This is a genomic window from Luteibacter rhizovicinus DSM 16549, assembly GCF_001887595.1.
Classification (GTDB): Bacteria; Pseudomonadota; Gammaproteobacteria; order Xanthomonadales; family Rhodanobacteraceae; genus Luteibacter; species Luteibacter rhizovicinus.
This window is the reverse complement of sequence record NZ_CP017480.1, coordinates 2181801-2199785: the sequence shown is the minus strand read 5'-3', so window position 1 is coordinate 2199785 and position 17985 is coordinate 2181801. Positions and strand designations below refer to the sequence as shown.

Annotated in this window: 16 protein-coding genes; 11 read left to right on the top strand and 5 right to left on the bottom strand. The window is 65.4% G+C overall.

The features are described 5' to 3' along the window. Nucleotides 1-525: 525 nt before the first annotated feature. Nucleotides 526-1455 carry an AraC family transcriptional regulator gene (locus tag BJI69_RS09890; RefSeq protein ID WP_211258512.1) on the bottom strand — a complete coding sequence of 310 codons (930 nt, stop codon included), beginning with the start codon at nt 1453-1455 and terminating at the stop codon, nt 526-528. Between the two features lie 75 nt (nt 1456-1530). Here BJI69_RS09890 and BJI69_RS09885 point away from each other — a divergent pair, with 75 nt between their 5' ends. Together BJI69_RS09885 and BJI69_RS09880 are read left to right on the top strand one after the other, a co-directional pair. Next, nucleotides 1531-2523 carry an oxidoreductase gene (locus BJI69_RS09885; RefSeq protein WP_046967994.1) on the top strand — a complete coding sequence of 331 codons (993 nt, stop codon included), beginning with the start codon at nt 1531-1533 and terminating at the stop codon, nt 2521-2523. Between the two features lie 158 nt (nt 2524-2681). After that, entirely contained in the window at nt 2682-2951 is a 270-nt protein-coding gene (locus BJI69_RS09880) for a hypothetical protein (RefSeq protein WP_046967993.1), read from the top strand. Here the strand turns inward: BJI69_RS09880 and BJI69_RS09875 are convergent. Together BJI69_RS09875 and BJI69_RS09870 are read right to left on the bottom strand one after the other, a co-directional pair. After that, nucleotides 2945-4285, bottom strand: coding sequence for an amidohydrolase family protein (locus BJI69_RS09875; protein ID WP_052767218.1), 1341 nt, complete (start codon nt 4283-4285; stop codon nt 2945-2947). The genes BJI69_RS09880 and BJI69_RS09875 overlap by 7 nt on opposite strands. A gap of 17 nt (nt 4286-4302) precedes the next feature. Continuing rightward, nucleotides 4303-6492, bottom strand: coding sequence for a penicillin acylase family protein (locus BJI69_RS09870; RefSeq protein ID WP_046967991.1), 2190 nt, complete (start codon nt 6490-6492; stop codon nt 4303-4305). Between the two features lie 167 nt (nt 6493-6659). Between BJI69_RS09870 and BJI69_RS09865 the strand changes: the two genes are divergently transcribed. Both BJI69_RS09865 and BJI69_RS09860 read left to right on the top strand, forming a co-directional pair. Then, the gene (locus BJI69_RS09865) at nt 6660-7832 is read left to right on the top strand and encodes a glycosyltransferase family 2 protein (protein WP_162200989.1); all 1173 of its coding nucleotides are present in this window, start codon (nt 6660-6662) and stop codon (nt 7830-7832) included. Nucleotides 7833-8429: 597 nt separating this feature from the next. Further along, entirely contained in the window at nt 8430-9623 is a 1194-nt protein-coding gene (locus BJI69_RS09860; RefSeq protein WP_162200988.1) for a glycosyltransferase, read from the top strand. 6 nt (nt 9624-9629) lie between these two features. On the opposite strand, the gene BJI69_RS09855 is transcribed toward BJI69_RS09860, so the two are convergent. Further along, a complete protein-coding gene (locus tag BJI69_RS09855) occupies nt 9630-10556 on the bottom strand; it encodes a M14 family metallopeptidase (protein ID WP_046967990.1) in 927 nt (308 codons plus the stop codon). Nucleotides 10557-10655: 99 nt separating this feature from the next. On the opposite strand from BJI69_RS09855, the gene BJI69_RS09850 reads away from it, so the two are divergent. Continuing rightward, complete coding sequence (locus BJI69_RS09850) at nt 10656-11279, top strand: phosphatase PAP2 family protein (RefSeq protein ID WP_046967989.1); 624 nt, start codon at nt 10656-10658, stop codon at nt 11277-11279. Between the two features lie 11 nt (nt 11280-11290). On the opposite strand, the gene BJI69_RS09845 is transcribed toward BJI69_RS09850, so the two are convergent. Then, nucleotides 11291-12154 (bottom strand): YicC/YloC family endoribonuclease, encoded by an 864-nt coding sequence (locus BJI69_RS09845; RefSeq protein WP_046967988.1) that lies wholly within the window; start codon nt 12152-12154, stop codon nt 11291-11293. 75 nt (nt 12155-12229) lie between these two features. Here BJI69_RS09845 and rph point away from each other — a divergent pair, with 75 nt between their 5' ends. The 6 genes from rph (at nt 12230) to BJI69_RS09815 (ending at nt 17944) form a co-directional block, all read left to right on the top strand. After that, the gene (rph, locus tag BJI69_RS09840; RefSeq protein ID WP_046967987.1) at nt 12230-12961 is read left to right on the top strand and encodes a ribonuclease PH; all 732 of its coding nucleotides are present in this window, start codon (nt 12230-12232) and stop codon (nt 12959-12961) included. Next, a complete protein-coding gene (locus BJI69_RS09835; protein WP_046967986.1) occupies nt 12958-13470 on the top strand; it encodes a GNAT family N-acetyltransferase in 513 nt (170 codons plus the stop codon). The genes rph and BJI69_RS09835 overlap by 4 nt, the downstream gene beginning before the upstream one ends. 4 nt (nt 13471-13474) lie before the next feature. Further along, complete coding sequence (rdgB, locus tag BJI69_RS09830) at nt 13475-14068, top strand: RdgB/HAM1 family non-canonical purine NTP pyrophosphatase (protein WP_046967985.1); 594 nt, start codon at nt 13475-13477, stop codon at nt 14066-14068. Further along, nucleotides 14065-15222 (top strand): radical SAM family heme chaperone HemW, encoded by a 1158-nt coding sequence (gene hemW, locus BJI69_RS09825; protein ID WP_046967984.1) that lies wholly within the window; start codon nt 14065-14067, stop codon nt 15220-15222. Before rdgB ends, hemW begins: the two co-directional genes overlap by 4 nt. Before the next feature lie 131 nt (nt 15223-15353). Continuing rightward, nucleotides 15354-17600: a DUF1631 family protein gene (locus BJI69_RS09820; protein WP_046967983.1), complete on the top strand. Its 2247-nt coding sequence runs from the start codon at nt 15354-15356 to the stop codon at nt 17598-17600. Beyond that, on the top strand, nt 17597-17944 hold the full coding sequence (locus tag BJI69_RS09815) for a PilZ domain-containing protein (RefSeq protein WP_046967982.1): 348 nt from the start codon (nt 17597-17599) through the stop codon (nt 17942-17944). The genes BJI69_RS09820 and BJI69_RS09815 overlap by 4 nt, the downstream gene beginning before the upstream one ends. Nucleotides 17945-17985 lie beyond the last annotated feature (41 nt).

The window sequence follows — 17985 nt, the reverse complement described above, 5'->3', positions numbered from 1 at the left end:
CCTCGAGGGTGGACACCGAAGACTCTTCCCATCCCTGAGGTTCGTGTGGGTCGAGCCGACGGAGCAACGCCGCTTTGGCTGCCGGCTCCCATCGCCAAACAGTCGACCCCAGCGCGCCGGTCGCGATCGTCCGCGCGAGACAGCGCAGCGGGAGGAAGGCGCTCACCGAGCCGGGATGGTCGTGTCAGCACGACTGCCGTAACGGCTGGCTTCGGCGGCCACACCCACTCCAACGGCTCGCCGTCCCGCTGACCGTATCGTCGTGAGAGACCTTGGTGTCCACCCTCGAGGCGAGTTCCGCACAAGTGGAGCGGCCGTAGGCCAGATAAGTACACGGGCCGCGTTAGCGGCCTTTCCTTTTCGAACGCGGAGGACCTGTCTGAGCAGCGAGGGTGGACACCAAGGTCTCCCCGCGAGACGCCCAAGTGTACGGAGCGACGGCGAAGCCGAGCCGCCCCCGCGATGGCGATAGGCGAGCCTGAGAACAAGGCGTCGCGCGCCCCGGAAATACGCGGTGAGCGTCTTTCAGGGAACCGCGGTGGCGTAACGACTCGGGGAAACGCCGACGATCCGCTTGAAGGCATGGCTGAACGCGCTCTCGGATGCGTAGCCGAGATCCCTCGCCAGCACGGCCACCGGCACATCGCCCTGGCGCAGCGCGCGCTCGGCAAGACGCATGCGCCATCGCGCCAGGTAGGCCAGCGGCGCCACGCCAGCTGCGGCCTTGAACTGCGAGGCGAAGATGGTCCGCGACATCGCCGCCGCGCTGGCCAGCTGCTCGAGGCGCCAGGCCTTGCCAGGTTCACCGTGCATCATCCGCAACGCCGCGCCCAGGCGAGGATCGGCCGCCGCACGCAACCACCCTGCCTGCAAGGGACCGCCCGCTGACAGGTGGGCGCGCAGGATCTGCACGAACAACAGGTGGGCAAGCTGGGTTCTGGCCATGCCTGAGCCGGGCAAGTCGCCACGACTTTCTTCGAGCATCCGGTCGAGGATCCAGCGCATGGTCGCCGCCTCGGGCGCCGATGCGCGTACGTGGATCATGGGTGGCAGGGCCTCGTGGAGCATCGGCGCATAGGTCGGATGCAGGCGTACGTGGCCGCCGATCTGGAGCACGTCGTCGCCCTCGCCCACCGTGACGATCGGCGTCGTGCGTCCGGCGAACACCTCGCGCGCGTCGACCACCGGCAACGCGAGATCGCTGGCGAGGACGAAACCGCGCTCGGCAATCAGCAGGACCACGTCGCCCGTTTCCATCCGCACCGTGCTGCCACCGTCTGTCCGCAGCCAGCAGCCACCGCGCAGGACGGCGAAGAACTTCAGCTTGTCCGGCGCCGGGAAGCGAATCGCCCAGTCGCCGCCCGCGCTGAAACCGCCGGAAACGACCGATTCGACATCGGCCAGCCTCAACACTTCGGAAATCGGATCGTCAGCCATACCCGTACGATTGAGCATGAATGACGGACTTTCAAGCATTCATCGTTCGGAGAACGACGCCTAAGCTTCTCCCGACCCCACGAGGAGATCCCCATGTCCAGCGTCCAGACCCCCATCCATTCCGGTTTCAGCATGGCCAGCACGGCGGACGAGGTGCTGGCCGGCATCGACCTCACGGGCAAGACCGCCGTCGTGACCGGCGGCTATTCCGGCATCGGCACCGAGACCAGCCGGGCGCTGCGCGCCGCCGGCGCGCGGGTGATCGTCCCGGCCCGCGACCTGGCCAAGGCCCGCAAGGCCCTCGACGGCATCGACGTCACCATCGAGCCGATGGATCTCGCCGATCCCGCGTCCATCGATGCTTTCGCCGAGCGTTTCCTCGCCCGCGGCGAGCCCCTGCACATCCTGGTCAACAGCGCCGGCGTGATGGCCATGCCGCTGACCCGCGACACGCGTGGCTACGAGATGCAGTTCGCGACCAACCATCTCGGCCATTTCCAGCTGACCGCACGCCTGTGGCCGGCACTGAAGCGCGCCGGCGGTGCCCGCGTCGTCTCGGTATCGTCGCGCGGGCACCGCTTCGCCGGCGTCGACTTCGACGATCCGAACTTCACGCACCGTGAGTACGACCCCTGGGTCGCCTATGGGCAGTCGAAGACGGCGAACGTGCTGTTCGCCCTTGGCGTGGACAAGCGTGGCGAGGCCTACGGCATCCGTGCCTTCGCACTGCATCCGGGAGCCATCATCACCGACCTGGTACGTCACATGAGCCAGGACGACCTGCGCGCTCGCGGCGCCATCGACGAGGAGGGCCGCCCGGTCGTCGACCTTGCCCGCGGGTTCAAGAGTGTGCCGCAAGGTGCGGCCACCAGCGTCTGGTGCGCCACCAGTCCCCAGCTCGACGGTATGGGCGGCGTTTACTGCGAGGATGTCGAGGTGTCGCCCGTGCTGGTCGATGCCGATAACACGCCCGGCCGCGTGAGCAGCGATGTCGGGGTTCGCCCCTGGGCCATCGATCCAGCGGCGGTGGAAAACCTGTGGTCGCTCAGCGAAAAACTCACGGGTGTATCACTGCCTTTACGCTGATCCATCATGGAAACGACGCGCCGTTAATGCGTAGCGGCGCATCGTTTGTTTGCCCCGCGTGACGGATCCGCGGTGAGCCGATCAACCCGATGACACTCCAGCCTGCGCGGCCGTTCGCGACGGGCGGACTTACGACTTCTGCGCTTCGAGGCACGGCCATGCGCATCGACAATCCGAATGGATCTTTTGATTCGTTCCCGTATCGCGTCTCTTTCGAAACGATGCGCGATATGGAGAACGCCCGCCGTCACAACTGGTCGCCCGGCTACTACGACACAACCGAAGGCACCTGGGGGCGCCGGCCCGGCGAATTAATCGACGTCCCGCTCGCCGATGGCGAGCCGGGACCGGAACAGCGCGAACCACCTTCGGATCCCGAACCCATCGACGTGAAGCCAAGCGGTCGGGAGACGGCGGACGTCTACTGAGCCGCCGAGGTCGAAGGTGCCTTGTAGATCACCCCGCCTTTCATGACGAAGGCGACGTGCGCGATCGCGCCGATGTCCTGCGTGGGATCACCTGGCACGGCGATGACGTCCGCATCGAGGCCTGCCTTCAGCTGGCCGATGTGGTCTTGCTGGCGCAGCACGTTCGCATCGACCGCCGTCGCGGCCAGCAGCGCGCGGGCGGGTGACATGCCGTCACGGACCATCCAGGCCAGTTCCTTGTAGTTGTCGCCGTGCGTGAACACGCCGACGTCGCTGCCGTTACCGATGGTCACGCCGGCGTCCATCGCCAGCTTGAACGCATGCGCCGCCTTCTGCATGGATTCGGTCGGCGCGTCGCCCGGCTTCCAGCCACCGAAATATTCCGACGTGGCGGCACTGGCTTCGAGCGTCGGCATGTAAGCGACCCCGTGCTGTTTCATCAGCGCGAAGACTTCCGGCGTGCCGTCGTAGCCATGTTCGATGGTGTCGACGCCGGCCATGATCGAGCGGCGCATGCCCTCGGCCGTGGTCGAGTGCACGGCGACCGGCAAGCCCATGCCGTGGGCCGCGTCCACGGCCGTCTTCAATTCGTCCTCGGTAAACGTCGGCATCGATCCCTTCGCCTTGCCGCAGTGGTAGTCGGCGTAGAGCTTGATCCAGTCCGCGCCATGCGCCGCCTGGTCACGCACGGCGTCGAGCATCTGTGCCGTGCCGCTCACGGGAATGCCGCCCTGCGGCAGGTCGACGTCGTCGCGGAAACCGAGCGGACCCGGCCCATAGCAATGCGCCGCGATGGTCGCGCGCGTGGCGACGAAAAGATGCGGCCCGGGGATCACGCCCTTGTCGATCGCGCGCTGCACGTCGACATCGGCATAGCCCGCACCCTCGGTGCCCAGATCGCGCAGGGCCGTGAAGCCGGCCATCAGCGTGTCGTTGGCGTGCTTCACCGCTTCGACCGTACGGAAGGCCAGCGTCTCCTTGAGCACCTGATCGTTCCAGGACGTCTCGTTGTACGGATGCAGGAAAATGTGTGAATGCGCGTCGATGAGGCCGGGCAGGATCGTCATGCCGGCCAGGTCGATGGTCTGCGTGCCGGCGGGAGGTGTCACATCTTTTGCCGGGCCTACCGCGAGGATCTTGTCGCCTTGAACGAGAACAACCCAGCCGGGATGCGTCTGCTCGCTGCGCGCATCGAAAACACGGTCGCCCTTGAGCAACCAGGGGTGATCTACTGGCCTGGGCGTGCTTGACGATTCCGCCGCCAACGATGCGCCCGTCACGGCGATGCACGCCGCAAGGGCGACTGCCCTGCCCCACCCTACCCGCTTAGCCATGCCGTCCCCTGATCGCTTCATTGCTGCCCCGGATGATAGGTCCGCTCGACGTGCCCTTGCAGCTCTTCCGGCCAGAAGTACACCGTCCGCAAATTGCCGGTGGTGTACCGCTCTGCCTCGTCGTTGAAATGCGCCGACGTGGGATGTCCACTTTCGCCGCCCGCCGTGATCGCCCGCGCGTGGACCTTGTCGCCAAACTCGACGACGGCTACGAAGCTGTTCCCGCTGGTGCCGTAGTAACGCTTCGTCCCGGGCCAGCGGTGCGCCCCGAACGAAGCCAGCGAGCCCCAGCGCGACGAGGTGAACGGTACCGGGATGCTCGCCTTCGCGTCGTCGAAGGGTTGCACGATGGCTCCATCGACACGCTGGAAGCGATTGACCTCGCCCCACGGCACGCCCCAGCTGCCAAAGTCGTGCTCCAGGCGATCGGCCGATTCCACCAGCGCATTGAGGCGTACCTGCGGACCGGCCTTCTCCGCCATCACGTCGTAGACCGAAAGCCCTTCCTCGGTGTCCAGCTTGCTGGCCTTGTCCCAGAGGATGTCACCCCAGAAGACCGCCAACGAGGTCGGCATCGAGGTCATGCCCCAACAGTAATCCCAGGTCCGCAGCAAGCCGATGGGACCAGCGAGCTTATGCCTGAGTGCATCACCGTGCGGCAGCGCGTCGTAGTCGGCGATAAGGATCGGCAACTGCCGCGCGAAGGCCGGCAGATAGGGATCGAACGCGGCATCGATCAAGGATGCCAGCGTGAAGTCACGACGACCGGTCAGCACGCGCGTCGCATGGAGGCCGCGGGGATTCTCGCCGACCGCATCCATATAGCGCGGAAAGTCGGCCTGCTTCGGGCTGTCGGGGCCGGCCGCGGAATACGGCCAGTCATTCGTGTTGAAGATCCAGCCCGTGGGCGGATTGAGCAGGCGCGGCGCCTTGTCCAGCGGCAGCAGTCCTTGCCAGTCCGTCGCGGGATCGCTGCCATCGACGGGCTTCGTATAGTCGAATCGGTTGTCGCGCTTCGGAATGAACTGCGGATGCAGGTAGGCGATGTTGCCTTTATCGTCCGCGTAAATCGTATTGTTGGACGAGTTGGCCTTGAGTTCTGCGACCTTCATGTAGGTCGCGTAATCGTTGGCCTTGGTCCGAAGCCAGCTCTGCTGCAAGGCTTCCAGCGGCTTGTTCATCAGTGCGACGGCGATCCACTTGTCACCCTCCGCGCGGACCACAGGGCCGTGATGCGTCGCATAGACGGTGAAGGTTCGCGCCGTGCGTGTACCGTCGGCTGCGCGATACGGTACGACGATCTCGCGCGTGGTGACTGCACGCAATTCCTGGCCGTACCGATAGAAAGGCTTGCCGCCCTGCTCGACGATGGTTTCAGAAAACTCATCGACGACGTCAGCACCGGTGGACGTGTGCATCCAGCCCACATGCTTGTTGAACCCCTGGTAGATGAAGAACTGACCCCAGGTCACTGCGCCGTACGCATCGAGGCCTTCGTCGCTGGACATCTGCAGCTCGGAGCGGAAAAAGAACGACGTATGCGGATTGATCAGCAACAAGGCGTGGCCGTTGGTGGTGAGCTTCGGCGCGATGGCGATGCCATTCGAACCCGTCGGTTCCTCCCAGCTGGATGGCGGCGTGAACTGCGCGAGCGCGCCTTGCGGATCCTTGCCGTAAAACGCCTGCAAGCCCTTCGTCGACACCCGCTCGATGTCGCCACCGATACTGCCTTCGCTGAAGCTCAGCGCCATCCACGGCTCGAAGTGCGTGATGACACGCGGATGCACGTCCGGATGCGTGGCGAGGTAGTCGTTGAGACCATCCGCCCAGGCGTCCATCAAGGCCACCAGCCAACGCGGACTGCGCGCATACATCGCCTTGAGCTGGACCGGATCGACGAAGAGCTTCTGGCGAAGATCCTGCCAGATCGCCGACTCTCCCTCAGCTTCGGCCGTCCGACCCAGCGCCGTCAGGTAATTGGTCTCGACGCGATTGAAGTCGTCTTCCGCCTGGGCGTAGGCCATACCGAACACGGCATCGGCATCGGTCTTGCCATGGACGTGTGCGATGCCCCAATCGTCGCGTTGGATCGTGACGGCCTGCGCTTCGCGCTTCCATCGGGCGGCGTCGTCCGCGGCATGCAGCGGCGCTGTCGCCGCCAGGCCGAGCACGACGAACATAGGCAGTGACAGACGGCACACGAGCATCGGGTATCCCCTGGCTACCGATGAGGGCGTGCCCGTGGCACGCAAGGACGCAGTATAGCCAGGCGAGGTCGGCAACTGCCGGGAATGCGCACCGAAATCATGGTGGCTTCCGGTGCGGCAAGGACTAGTATCGAACACGGCAATGGATGCTGCCATGGAGAGTCTTTATGACCGACCCTACTTTTGGCTCAGTTGAAGCCAGATCTGCAAGGACGCGGCCACAAGGCGTGTCCGTCATCGTTCCCGCCTTGAACGAAGAAGTGGTTATCGGCGCAACGATACGTGCCTTACTCATCAGCGACTATTCGCCCCTGGAGATCATCGTCGTCGACGATGGATCCAGTGATGGGACGACTGACGTGCTTAGCCGCATGGCTTTCGAAGACCCTCGTCTCACGTGCATACGACTCCCACTCACCATGGGAAAGTCGCATGCATTAAACGAAGGCGTGGCAAAAGCCCGTCACGACCTCATCGTGACGGTCGATGCCGATACGATTGTCGATTCCGACTTCATTCGCGCTATTTCGGCGCCGCTTTGCGAAGGTACTGCCGATGCCGTCGCGGGCAACATAAAGGTAGGAAATAAAGGCCACATCATCACATTGTTGCAAAGCATCGAGTACATCTCGAGTCAGGATCTCAAGCGCGCATTTCAAAGCTCACGCCAAATGATCACGACGCTTCCTGGGGCAGGAAGTGCGTACAGAAAAACCGACATTCTGTTGGCGGGAGGGTTCAGCGACGTCACGAGGGCCGAGGACACCGAACTGACGCTTCGCCTCGGCCAGAAAGACCTTCGTCTCGTCTACTGTCCGCAAGCTGTGGCACGGACGGAGGCGCCGACAACCTTACAGGCCCTTTTCCGCCAGCGGCGGAGGTGGAACCTCGGAAACATGCAGTCGATTGGAATGCACATTGGCAAGCTGGGAGGATTGAGAACAGGCCAGGTCGCCGGGTATCTATTACTTTTCTTTGAAAATTTTATCGGTCCTCCGATTCAATGTGCCGCCCTTCTCCTTGCGATCGTTGCGCTATCGACGTCTCAGTTCCTCCTTCTACCCTGGTGCTATGGCGTCATCACGTTGGCTTATGGATCGGCGGTCGTCGCGACCTATTATCGGACGGGTGAGGGCTTGCGAGAATTGATGTGGCTGCCCCTCATGCTATTCGCCCGGCCTCTGTTCGCCATCGCGCCCTATACGGCTGCTCTCTGGCACTACTTCCGGCGATGCCCCGCTGGCTGGCACAAACTCGATCGTACGGGCGAGGTAGCGCTGAGCGGTGTCGAGTGTGGACAATCCTGCGACGAGGTGACTTCTCTCGCATCCTCGAAATAAACAGCCGTCGATCGTCGGAGACAGCAACACTCACCACCCGCGTCTGCGTCTTTCGTTATCGATATTCGGCAACCGTCGCGTCGCAGTATTGATCGACCGGTGAATTCAGCCCGGCGAGTGAGAAGCCGTTACGCGGCGTGGGTCGTCGACGGCGCGATGACCGGCGTTACCATGACTCGTGGCAACGATTGACGTCGGCTGACTATTGCGAAAGTTCTCACTAACGCAATCTCATCGACCGCCGCTTCCGACCTTTGGGCCTCGGCGAGGCGGTAGCACTCATCGGTGAGTCGACCGAGCGTATCGACGGTGCTGTGATCGCAAAAGCCTCGTCAGGCGGCGCCTCGAGCTGACTTAGTTTTGGCTTAGCGACGCACACCGCATCGATGTCCTCGTCTACTAATGCCGAACCTATCGACAGATCGTGAACGTGCGACGACAGTGCGCCTCGACGAAACCTGCATGAAACCAAGTCAGTCTACTTTCCCACTCGCAAGCGGCAGGTAACGAAAGTCGTAGGCAGCAAAGGCTCCGCTCAGGCATGACGACGTACGATCGGCCTGCGCTACATCAACCATGAAGTATCGCGGACGCATCATGCGAATCCACTACGTTGTTACCAGCCTCGAAAGCGGCGGCGCCGAGTTCATCATCCCCGACATCGCCAGGGTGATCCGGGATCTTGGGCACGAATTCCACGTGTTTGCCTGCGAACCTCGCGACCGCATGGCAGAGCCGCGCCTGATCGAAGCAGGCGTACCGTACACGTTGATGTCCGACCGCCCGGCATCGAAGCTTGCCAGCATGTACCGATATGCGAAGGCCGTCCGCGCATCCCCGCCCGACCTGATCTGGACATCGCTGAGCCGGGCCACGCGTGTGGGCCAGCTCGTCGGATCGATGTTCGGCATCCCGGTGGTGAGCTGGAAGCACAGCGCGGATGCGAAGGGATACATTCGCCGATCGCAGCAACGCAGTCACTTATGGATTGCCGACTCCCAGGATGTCGCCTACTACCTTGAAGAGTCGATGGGCGTCGAACCCGGCAGGATCGCCACCTGGCCGTTATTCAATCCGACCTTCGCCGAAACACTCCCGCCCCGCTGGAACGGCGTTGGACCGCTGCGTATCGGCAGCTCCGGTCGCCTGCATCCCCAGAAGAACTACGACCTGCTCATTCGCTCTGTCGACCGACTTCGCCGCGAGGACCCGGAGACCTATTCGAGGATCGACGTGTCGATCGCGGGTGACGGACCGCTTCGTGGTGAGTTGCAGGGCCTGATCGAATCGCTTGGTTTACAGCACAAGGTCACGCTGATGGGCTGGGTGTCCGACGTCCCCGCCTACCTGCGCGGATTGCATCTCTACGTCCAGCCGTCGTCTTATGAGGGCATGTGCATCGCCGCCCATGAAGCCATGGCGGCGGGACTGCCGATCGCCGCCACACCGGTGGGCGAAATGCGGCGTAGCGTTCAGCCCGGCGTGACCGGCGTACTCATCGAAGGCAACATTGTCGGCGACCTTGCTGCGGCCATACGGGAATTTGCCGCGCACCCCGAAAGACTGGCCACCTTCGGCGACAACGCCAGGGCGTATGTGGAACGCAACATGGGCGTCGGGGCCTTCGCTCGGCATGGCAGCGATCTTCTCCGCCGGATCGAGCACGACGTACTGCAAGGCTCCGCCAGGCTGGCTGGCTCTCGAAAGCTTGGCCCGGACATCGCCGTGGCTCCCCGGGCGAGACATGGCGCAGCCAACCGGCGACCACCGGTCGTCACCGGGACCGACTAAGCGATCTCAGTCGTCCGGATAGGCCAGGGCGTAGTCGAATGCGGCACGTACGGCCGCTACCTGCGCATCGTTGCACTGCTGCGGCGTCGCACGCGGGCTATCCGGGTAGACCTCGGTGGTCGTGACATAGCGAGCGTTGGTGATGCCCGCGCACAGACCGAGTTTCTTCACGTCGTATTCGATGACGCCGTCCGCGACCACAGGGGATCCGATGATCTCGCCGTGTTCGTCCGCCGGCGCGATATGCGTGACCTTGGCGACGGCCTCGATGATCGCTTCCTGGAATTCCGGCTGGCGATTGAAGGAATCGTCGACGAGGTAAAAGCCGTCCGGAATCTCGCCAGGCTCGTAGTCCTTGCCGTCGCGCGCGGCCACCGCCGGACGAAACTCCGACTCGTCCGAATCGGTGGTTTCGTGCAGGTCGATGTGCACGAGGATCCGGTCGACCAGAGGGGCCAGCAAGGCCACCAATGCCGCCGACTCCGCCGCCGGGCTGTCTTCGCGGAAGTTGCGATTCGGATCGATCGCGTCCGGATTCCAGCGCTGGATGCGCTCGTACGCCCAGGGGCTGATGCAAGGGGCGACGAGCAGGTTCGCCCGGCCGGCATAGTCCCCGGCGTGGTCGCGCACGAACTGCAGCGCGCCTTCGACACCGCTGGTCTCGTAACCATGCACGCCGCCGGTCACGAGCAGCACGGGCAGGTCGTCGCGCCAGCCGCGACTGTGGATCGCCAGCAGGGGGTAGCGTCCCTCGGCATAGTCGAGCAGGCCGTATTCGCGCACGTCGAAGCGCTCACGCAGTGCGTCGATCGCCGGCAGCACGCCGGCCGCGTAGCTGCGACTCTTCACCTGGCGAGCTCGCCATTGGGCGACTTCCGATGCGCCCCAGGGCTGGCCCGGGCTGCCGATGGGGTAGGACGATGAATTTGTCATGGCCCGATATTAGCCGGGAAGATCAGCCGGCCGTAAGGTTGTGGTCCTAATCTCGAACGATGGCGGCATGCCGGCCGCCGTCGTGAGGGAGACGGGGTGATGGCACTACGAACCTGGGCATGCCTGTTGGCGCTGACCGTGTCGGCCTCGGCGACCGCCGGCGGTGGACCGCTGGGCATCGACCACCGACTCCACTACGACAACAGTGGCATCTGGAAACGCAGCAACCAGAAGATCCTTGCCGGCGCGACCGCCGTGACCGTCTTCGGCGGCGCCTTGTTGCTGGGCGACAACGACGACTTCGGCGACACGCTCTGGCGTTCGGTGGACTCGGTGGTCCTGGCCAGTGCCACGACGGATGTGCTGAAGCTGGGCTTCCGGCGACAACGCCCTTCCGAGACGGACGATCCGGACAAGTTCTTCTCCAGCGGGAAGAAGAACAACAGCTTTCCCAGCGGGGAAGTGACCCTCATCTCGGCGGCCGTCACGCCCTTCATCGTCCGCTATGGCGAAGACCACCCGATGGTCTACGCCCTCGCTTTGCTGCCCGCCTACGACATGGTCGCGCGCATGAAGACCCGGGGTCACTGGCAGACCGACGTACTCGCCGGTGCGGCGATCGGCACCGGCTTCGGCATCTGGGCCTCCCGCCGGAATTCGCCCTTCATCCTCAGCGTGCTGCCGGGCGGCTTCAAGGTGGGCTTCATCAAGCACTTCGACTAGGCCGGGGTCATTCACTCGATGTTCTGAACCTGCTCGCGCATCTGCTCGATCAGCACCTTGAGCTCAACCGCCGCATTGGTCGTACGCGAATCGACGGACTTCGAACCCAGCGTATTCGCCTCGCGGTTGAACTCCTGCATGAGAAAGTCGAGGCGACGACCCACCGGCTCTTTCAGCGCGAGCACACGACGAGCTTCGGAGATGTGGGTGGCGAGGCGATCGAGTTCCTCGTCCACGTCGATGCGGGTGATCTGCAGGACGAGCTCCTGCTCCAGGCGACCCGGTTCCACCGGCTGGCGCATGTCGGCGAGGCGAGTTTCGAGGCGCAGGCGCAGCGCGGCCTGGATCTCGGGCAGCCAGCCGCGGACGTCGCCGACGATCTTCTCGATGCCGTTCAAACGTTCGACCAGCAGTTCGCCCAGCTTGCTGCCTTCACGGCCGCGGGTATCGTTGAGGGCGACAAGCGCCCGGTCGAGCACCTCGACCAGGGCGACCTGGAGGGCATCGGCATCGGTTTCCGCCTGACGGAGCACGCCCGGGAAGCGAAGCAGCTCGGTGAACTCGATCGACATGCGCGGGAAGCGCTGTTCGAGATCCAGCGCCAGCTCGGAGAGGCGCGCCAGCATCTGTCCGTTGACCTGCAGGCCTTCGCTGGAGCCGGCTTCGCTGCGCAGGCGCACCGTGAGATCGACCTTGCCGCGCGACAGGTGGGCACCGATCCGCTCGCGCAGGGCGCTTTCGAAGCTGCGCAGCTCCTCGGGCAGCCGGGGGCTGATCTCGAGGTAGCGGTGGTTCACGGTGCGCAGTTCGCAGGTGAGGGTGCCGATGGGGCCAGCGCTCTCGGCGGAGGCATAAGCGGTCATGCTGCGGATCATGGATGGCTCGCTTACGCGGCGGGGAAGACCGCAATGGTAAACTGACCCACCGTCCGCGCCCAAATCAGGTTATCCATGACTTTTTCCCGTCCGAGCGGCCGCGCCGCCGATCAGCTGCGCGCCGTCAGCATCGAACGTCACTACACCCGCCACGCGGAAGGTTCCGTTCTCGTGTCCTTCGGGGACACCAAGGTGCTGTGCACGGCCTCGGTCGAAGAGCGCGTGCCACCGTGGTTGCGCGGCAAGGGCGAGGGCTGGGTCACGGCCGAGTACGGCATGCTGCCCCGGGCCACGACCGACCGCACCCAGCGCGAAGCCGCGCGCGGCGGCCAGGGTGGCCGCACCATGGAAATCCAGCGCCTGATCGGCCGCTCCCTGCGTGCCTGCGTGGACCGCGCCGCCCTCGGCGAGCGGGTCATCACGCTCGACTGCGACGTCATCCAGGCCGACGGTGGCACCCGCACGGCGGCGATCACCGGCGCCTATGTCGCCCTGGTGGATGCCGTGGCGACGCTGACCAAGCGCAACGCGATCAAGCGCAATCCCATTCTGGGTGCGATCGCGGCCGTGTCGGTCGGCATCTATAACGGTGTGCCGGTACTCGATCTCGACTACGCCGAGGACTCGAACTGCGATACCGACATGAATGTGGTGATGAACGACGGTGGCGGCTTCATCGAGGTGCAGGGCACGGCCGAAGGCCACGCTTTCCGCCGCGAGGAGATGGATGCCCTGATGGACCTCGCCGCCAAGGGTATCGACGACCTGGTGGCCGCCCAGCGCGCCGCGCTCGAGAGCGCTCCGTGACCGAGGTACGCGCCGCCGCCGCAGGAGATCTCGAGGCCATCGTCGCCATCCATCGTGCCGCCTTCGGTCGCGATGCCGAGGCCGACCTGGTCCGCCGCCTGGTCGCCGCCGGTCGGGCCGCGATCTCGCTGGTTGCCGTCGACGATGAGGACACGGTGCTCGGCCACGTGCTGTTCTCGCCGGTGACCATCGAAGAAGGCGACGACGGCAAGTCGCTCGGCCTGGCCCCGGTCGCGGTCCATCCGGATCACCAGCGCCAGGGCCTCGGCCACGACCTGATCGAGGAAGGCATCGGTGCCTGCTTCGTGCAGGACGCCCGAGCGGTCTTCGTCCTGGGCTCGCCGGCTTATTACACCCAGTTCGGTTTCACCAAGGCCTCCGTGCACGACTTGCACGACGCCTACGAGGGCGGCAACGCGTTTCAGGTGCTGCCGCTCACGATCGACGGCCTTTCCGGCTATCGCGGCCGCGTGAACTACGCGCCTGAATTCGCTGAACAGGGGCTCTGAACCGATGCGTCTGGTCCTGGCTTCGGGTAATGCGGGCAAGGTGATCGAGCTGGAGCAATTGCTCGCCGGCAGCGGCGTGCAGTTGGTGCCACAGACGGCGCTCGGCGTGAGCGACGCCGAGGAGACCGGCCTGACCTTCGTCGAAAATGCACTGATCAAGGCGCGCCACGCGGCGCGGGCCACGGGCATGCCCGCGCTGGCCGACGATTCGGGCATCTGCGTGGACGCCCTCGGTGGCGCGCCCGGCCTGTATGCCGCGCGTTATGCGGGCAAGCACGGCGACAGCGCGGCGAACAACGCCAAGCTGTTGCACGAACTGGCCGGCGTGCCGACCGACCAGCGCAGCGCGTACTTCATCGCGGTACTGGTGGTGCTTCGCCACGCCGACGATCCGGCACCGCTGATCGCGGAAGGCCGCTGGCATGGCCGCATCCTCGAGGCACCGCGCGGCGAAGGCGGCTTCGGTTACGACCCGCTCTTCCTTCCTGCCGGCCACGAACTCGGCGCCGCCGAACTGGATCCCGCCGTGAAGAACCGCCTGAGCCATCGCGGCCAGGCGCTCGAGGTGCTCAAGGCGCGCTTCGCCGAGCTGTCATGATCCTCGTCCCGCCGCCGTTATCGCTGTACGTCCACATGCCGTGGTGCGTGCGCAAATGCCCGTACTGCGACTTCAACTCGCACGGTGTCCGTGGCACGCCTGCTTACGCCGAGTACGTGGACGTGCTGCTGGCCGATCTGGACGCGGACCTTCGCGACTTCGGCGAAGCGATCGGCGGCCGTCCGGTCGAAACGGTGTTCTTCGGCGGCGGCACGCCGAGCCTGTTCGCCCCGGAGCTGGTCGGTCGTTTTCTCGATGGCGCGCGGCAACGGCTGGCCTTCGCGACCCACGCGGAAATAACCCTGGAAACCAACCCGGGCACGGTCGAGCACGGTCGCTTCGATGGCTATCTCGCCGCGGGCGTGAACCGTATCTCGTTCGGCGTGCAGAGTTTCGATAACGAGAAGCTGCATCGCCTCGGCCGCATCCACTCCGCCCACGAGGCTGAAGACGCGGTGCGTCAGGCGCGGGACGCCGGCATCGACAACATCAATATCGACCTGATGTACGCCTTGCCGGAGCAGACACTCGAAGGCGCGCTGGACGACGTGCAGCGAGCCATGGCGCTGGCGCCCACGCATATCTCGCACTACCAGCTCACGCTCGAACCGAACACGGCCTTTGCCGCGAACCCGCCGCCGCTGCCCGACGACGATGCCGCCTGGGCGATCCAGGAAGCCTGCGAGGCGAGCCTGGCCGCCGGCGGTTACGGCCAGTACGAAGTCTCGGCCTATGCCGCGACCGGTCGACGCTGCGCACACAACCTGAATTACTGGCGCTTCGGCGACTACCTGGGCATCGGTGCCGGCGCCCACGGCAAGATCACCGATGCCACCGGCGTGCGCCGTCGCTGGAAGACTCGCCTTCCCGCCGCCTACCTTGCCTCGTCCGGCCAGCCGGGCCGCATCGGCGGGGACAACCTCGTGGGTGCGGACGACCTGCCCTTCGAGTACATGCTCAACGCCTTGCGCCTGATCGACGGCGTTCCCGCAGCGGACTTCGCCGAGCGGACCGGCCTGGCTGCCGACACCATCGCTCCGGCACGTGCCGCCTGTATCGCACGCGGCTGGCTCGTGGACGATCCTGTCGTGCTACGGACCACGCCACTGGGCCAACGCTTCCTCAACAACGTGATCGAAGCCTTCATGGCCTGATCGCTGCCGTTTCCGCCCCTAGTCCATCCGCTCTAAGCCGTAAGCCGACCGGCTCCCCGCTGGCGCCCAAGGGCTTCGGACGCCTAAACTCGACATCAGGCAGGGGAGAAACCAACTCGATGAGCACAGGAATGCAGCCCCCACACGGCAGAATGGGTCAGGTCGCCATTGCTTTGTCGCCGCGCGCGGAGCGCGAGGCACAGCAAGGCCTGTCGCTGTGCCTGACGTGGCTGGACATGCCACTGCGCGAATCCCTGCGCGACTTCAGCCAGCGCCTGTTCGCCACGGCCGAAAGCACCCGCAACCACCTCGAGCAGCAGGAGTGTTTCGAAAGCCGGAACATCATCGAGCGCGAGGGGCCCGCCTTCCGTAACCGCTTCGCCGCGCATCTGTCCGAGCGATTCCGACACCTGGGTGAAAACCCCGAGAGCAAGTCGGCGACGGGCGAGCACGTCAGCCTGAACCTGAGCCTGGTGGATCCCGAAGAGCAGGAGCAGGCGGACGCACTGAGCAGCATGGCGGCACGCGGCGAAGCACGCAGCGCGAGCAGCCTGTTCGAACTGGGTTATCGCATGGCCGTGCTCGCCGGCACGGCGCCCCTCGAAGGTGAGGCCCTGCCTGCCGGCCCGCGTGTACTCACCGCCGCCCTCGAAGCGGCGGTGGCGCCGTTGCCGCTGGCCAGCGCGCATCGACTGCTGCTGTTCCACGCCGTCGATACCCACGTGCTCGGGCATAGCGAGGCGTTTTACGGCGCGCTCAACGAACATTACCGGACGCGCGGGATTCTTCCCGGCTTCCGTGTCTACCCCAACGTCCGCGTGTCCACGCCACCCGTCGCGGAGCGTCGCGGCCGGCCCGGCGAGGGTGCGGCTGGCGGTGTCGGCGGCACGGGTGCGTCCGGCAACGCGAATGTCCCTGGTGGCAGCCACGAGGCCGCGCCAGTCAGTGCGACCAGCGAAGGCCATATCGGCGTTCTCGAAAGCCTGCGTGACCTGCTGGCCAATCGCGTGGCCGCCCAGGGCCGCGGCGCAGGCTTCGCGCCCGATCGCCTGGTTTCCCAGGACGAACTCCAGACCGCCCTGTCCGCCCTGCAAGGCCATGTCTCCGAGGTGGCCGGCGCCGCACAGCGTGAAATCCGCAGCGCCCAGGCCTTGCGCGACGAATTGCTCAACCAGCTCAATCGCGGCCGGCCGGCCGGCTCGCCGCCCGCCGAGCTCACCCTCGAGCAGGGCGATACGGTCGAGCTCACGGCCATGCTGTTCCAGAACCTCGGCCAGCAACTTGGCGCCGCCAGCCCGGGCCGCGCCGTCCTGGGTGGCCTGCAGTGGCCGATGCTGCGTGCAGCCGTGAACGACCGTGGCTTCTTCGATCGCCCCGAGCATCCGGCGCGCCAGCTGCTCGACACCGTCAGCGAAGCCGCCCAGCACTGGCTCGATCCCGCCGAGGGCGAGCCGGACGCCGCACTGATCGACCGTCTCGAACGCCTGGTGGTCGAGGCCAGCCACGCCCAGGTGATCGATCCCGCGTGGCGTTCCGAGATCGAACAACAGATTGCCCAGCTGTCGCGCAAGGCACACGTGGCCGAGCGGCGGCAGATCGAAGCGATGGAAGGCCGCGACCGCCTGGAGCGCGCACGCCAGCGTGCCACCGAGATCATGAGCGAGCGGCTGGGCAGTGGTGCCGCGCCGCGTGGCGTCCTGCGCATCCTGCTGGAGCGGACCTGGGCGGACGTCCTCGCCCTGCATATTCTTCGTGGCGGTGAAACGGGCGAGGCCTTCCTTCATTGCCTCGGCGTCACCGACCAGCTGCTCGGCCGCCGTCCGATCGCCGACGTGCAGAAGCTTCGCGTGGAAGTCGAACGCGGTCTCGAACACCTCGGCATGCATCCTTCGGAGGCGGCCCAGGTGGCTGCCGGCCTGTTCGAAGCACCGGAAAAGCAGACCGACGAGGCACTCACGCCGACCGACGTCGCCCTGCGCCTCAAGCAACGCCCGAGGCTGGGCGAAGGCACGGCACATGGGGAGACCGTCGCGCCGGTCGAACCGACACCGCTCGATGCCGCGGCTCGGGCCGTGTACGACGGCTTTGCCACCCTGCGCTTCGGTACCTGGTTCGAATTCGTCCATGACGACGGCAACCTCAGCCGGCGCAAGCTGGCCTGGTTCTCACCCACAACGGGACGCTGCCTGTTCGTCAATCAGCGCGGCAGCCGTGCCGAAGACATGGATCTGACGCGGTTGGCCCGGCTCATCGCCCGAGGCGAAGCGCGTGAATGGCGTGAGCAACGCATGTCCTTCATCGATCGCGCCTGGCAAGCCGTGGCGCGTAGCCTGCGCCGTGACGGCATGCACGAAACACGCATGGCAGGCCACGCATGAGTCAGGAATTCGAACAACGCCGCGCGCCGCGCAAGCGGGTCACCTCGCCCATGCCCATTGTCGACGGCATGACCGAGCGGGTGATCGGTCAGCTCGGCAATCTCTCCGCCACGGGCCTGATGGCACTGACGACGCAGGCGCCGTGCAGTAGCGGCGTGTACCAGGTGAGCTTCACACTGCCGGACGCCCAGCACCGCGAACATCGGGTCGAGATCGGCATCCAGGAGCAGTGGCACGAACCTGCCGCCTCGGCCGGACAATTCTGGGCCGGCTACCGGATCGTGGCCGCCAGCGAGGACGATGTCCGGGCCATCGACGAGTGGATCGGTCCGCCGCCGGACTGAACGGGAGGTCGCGACCATGCTTTACGACGCACCGCACAGGG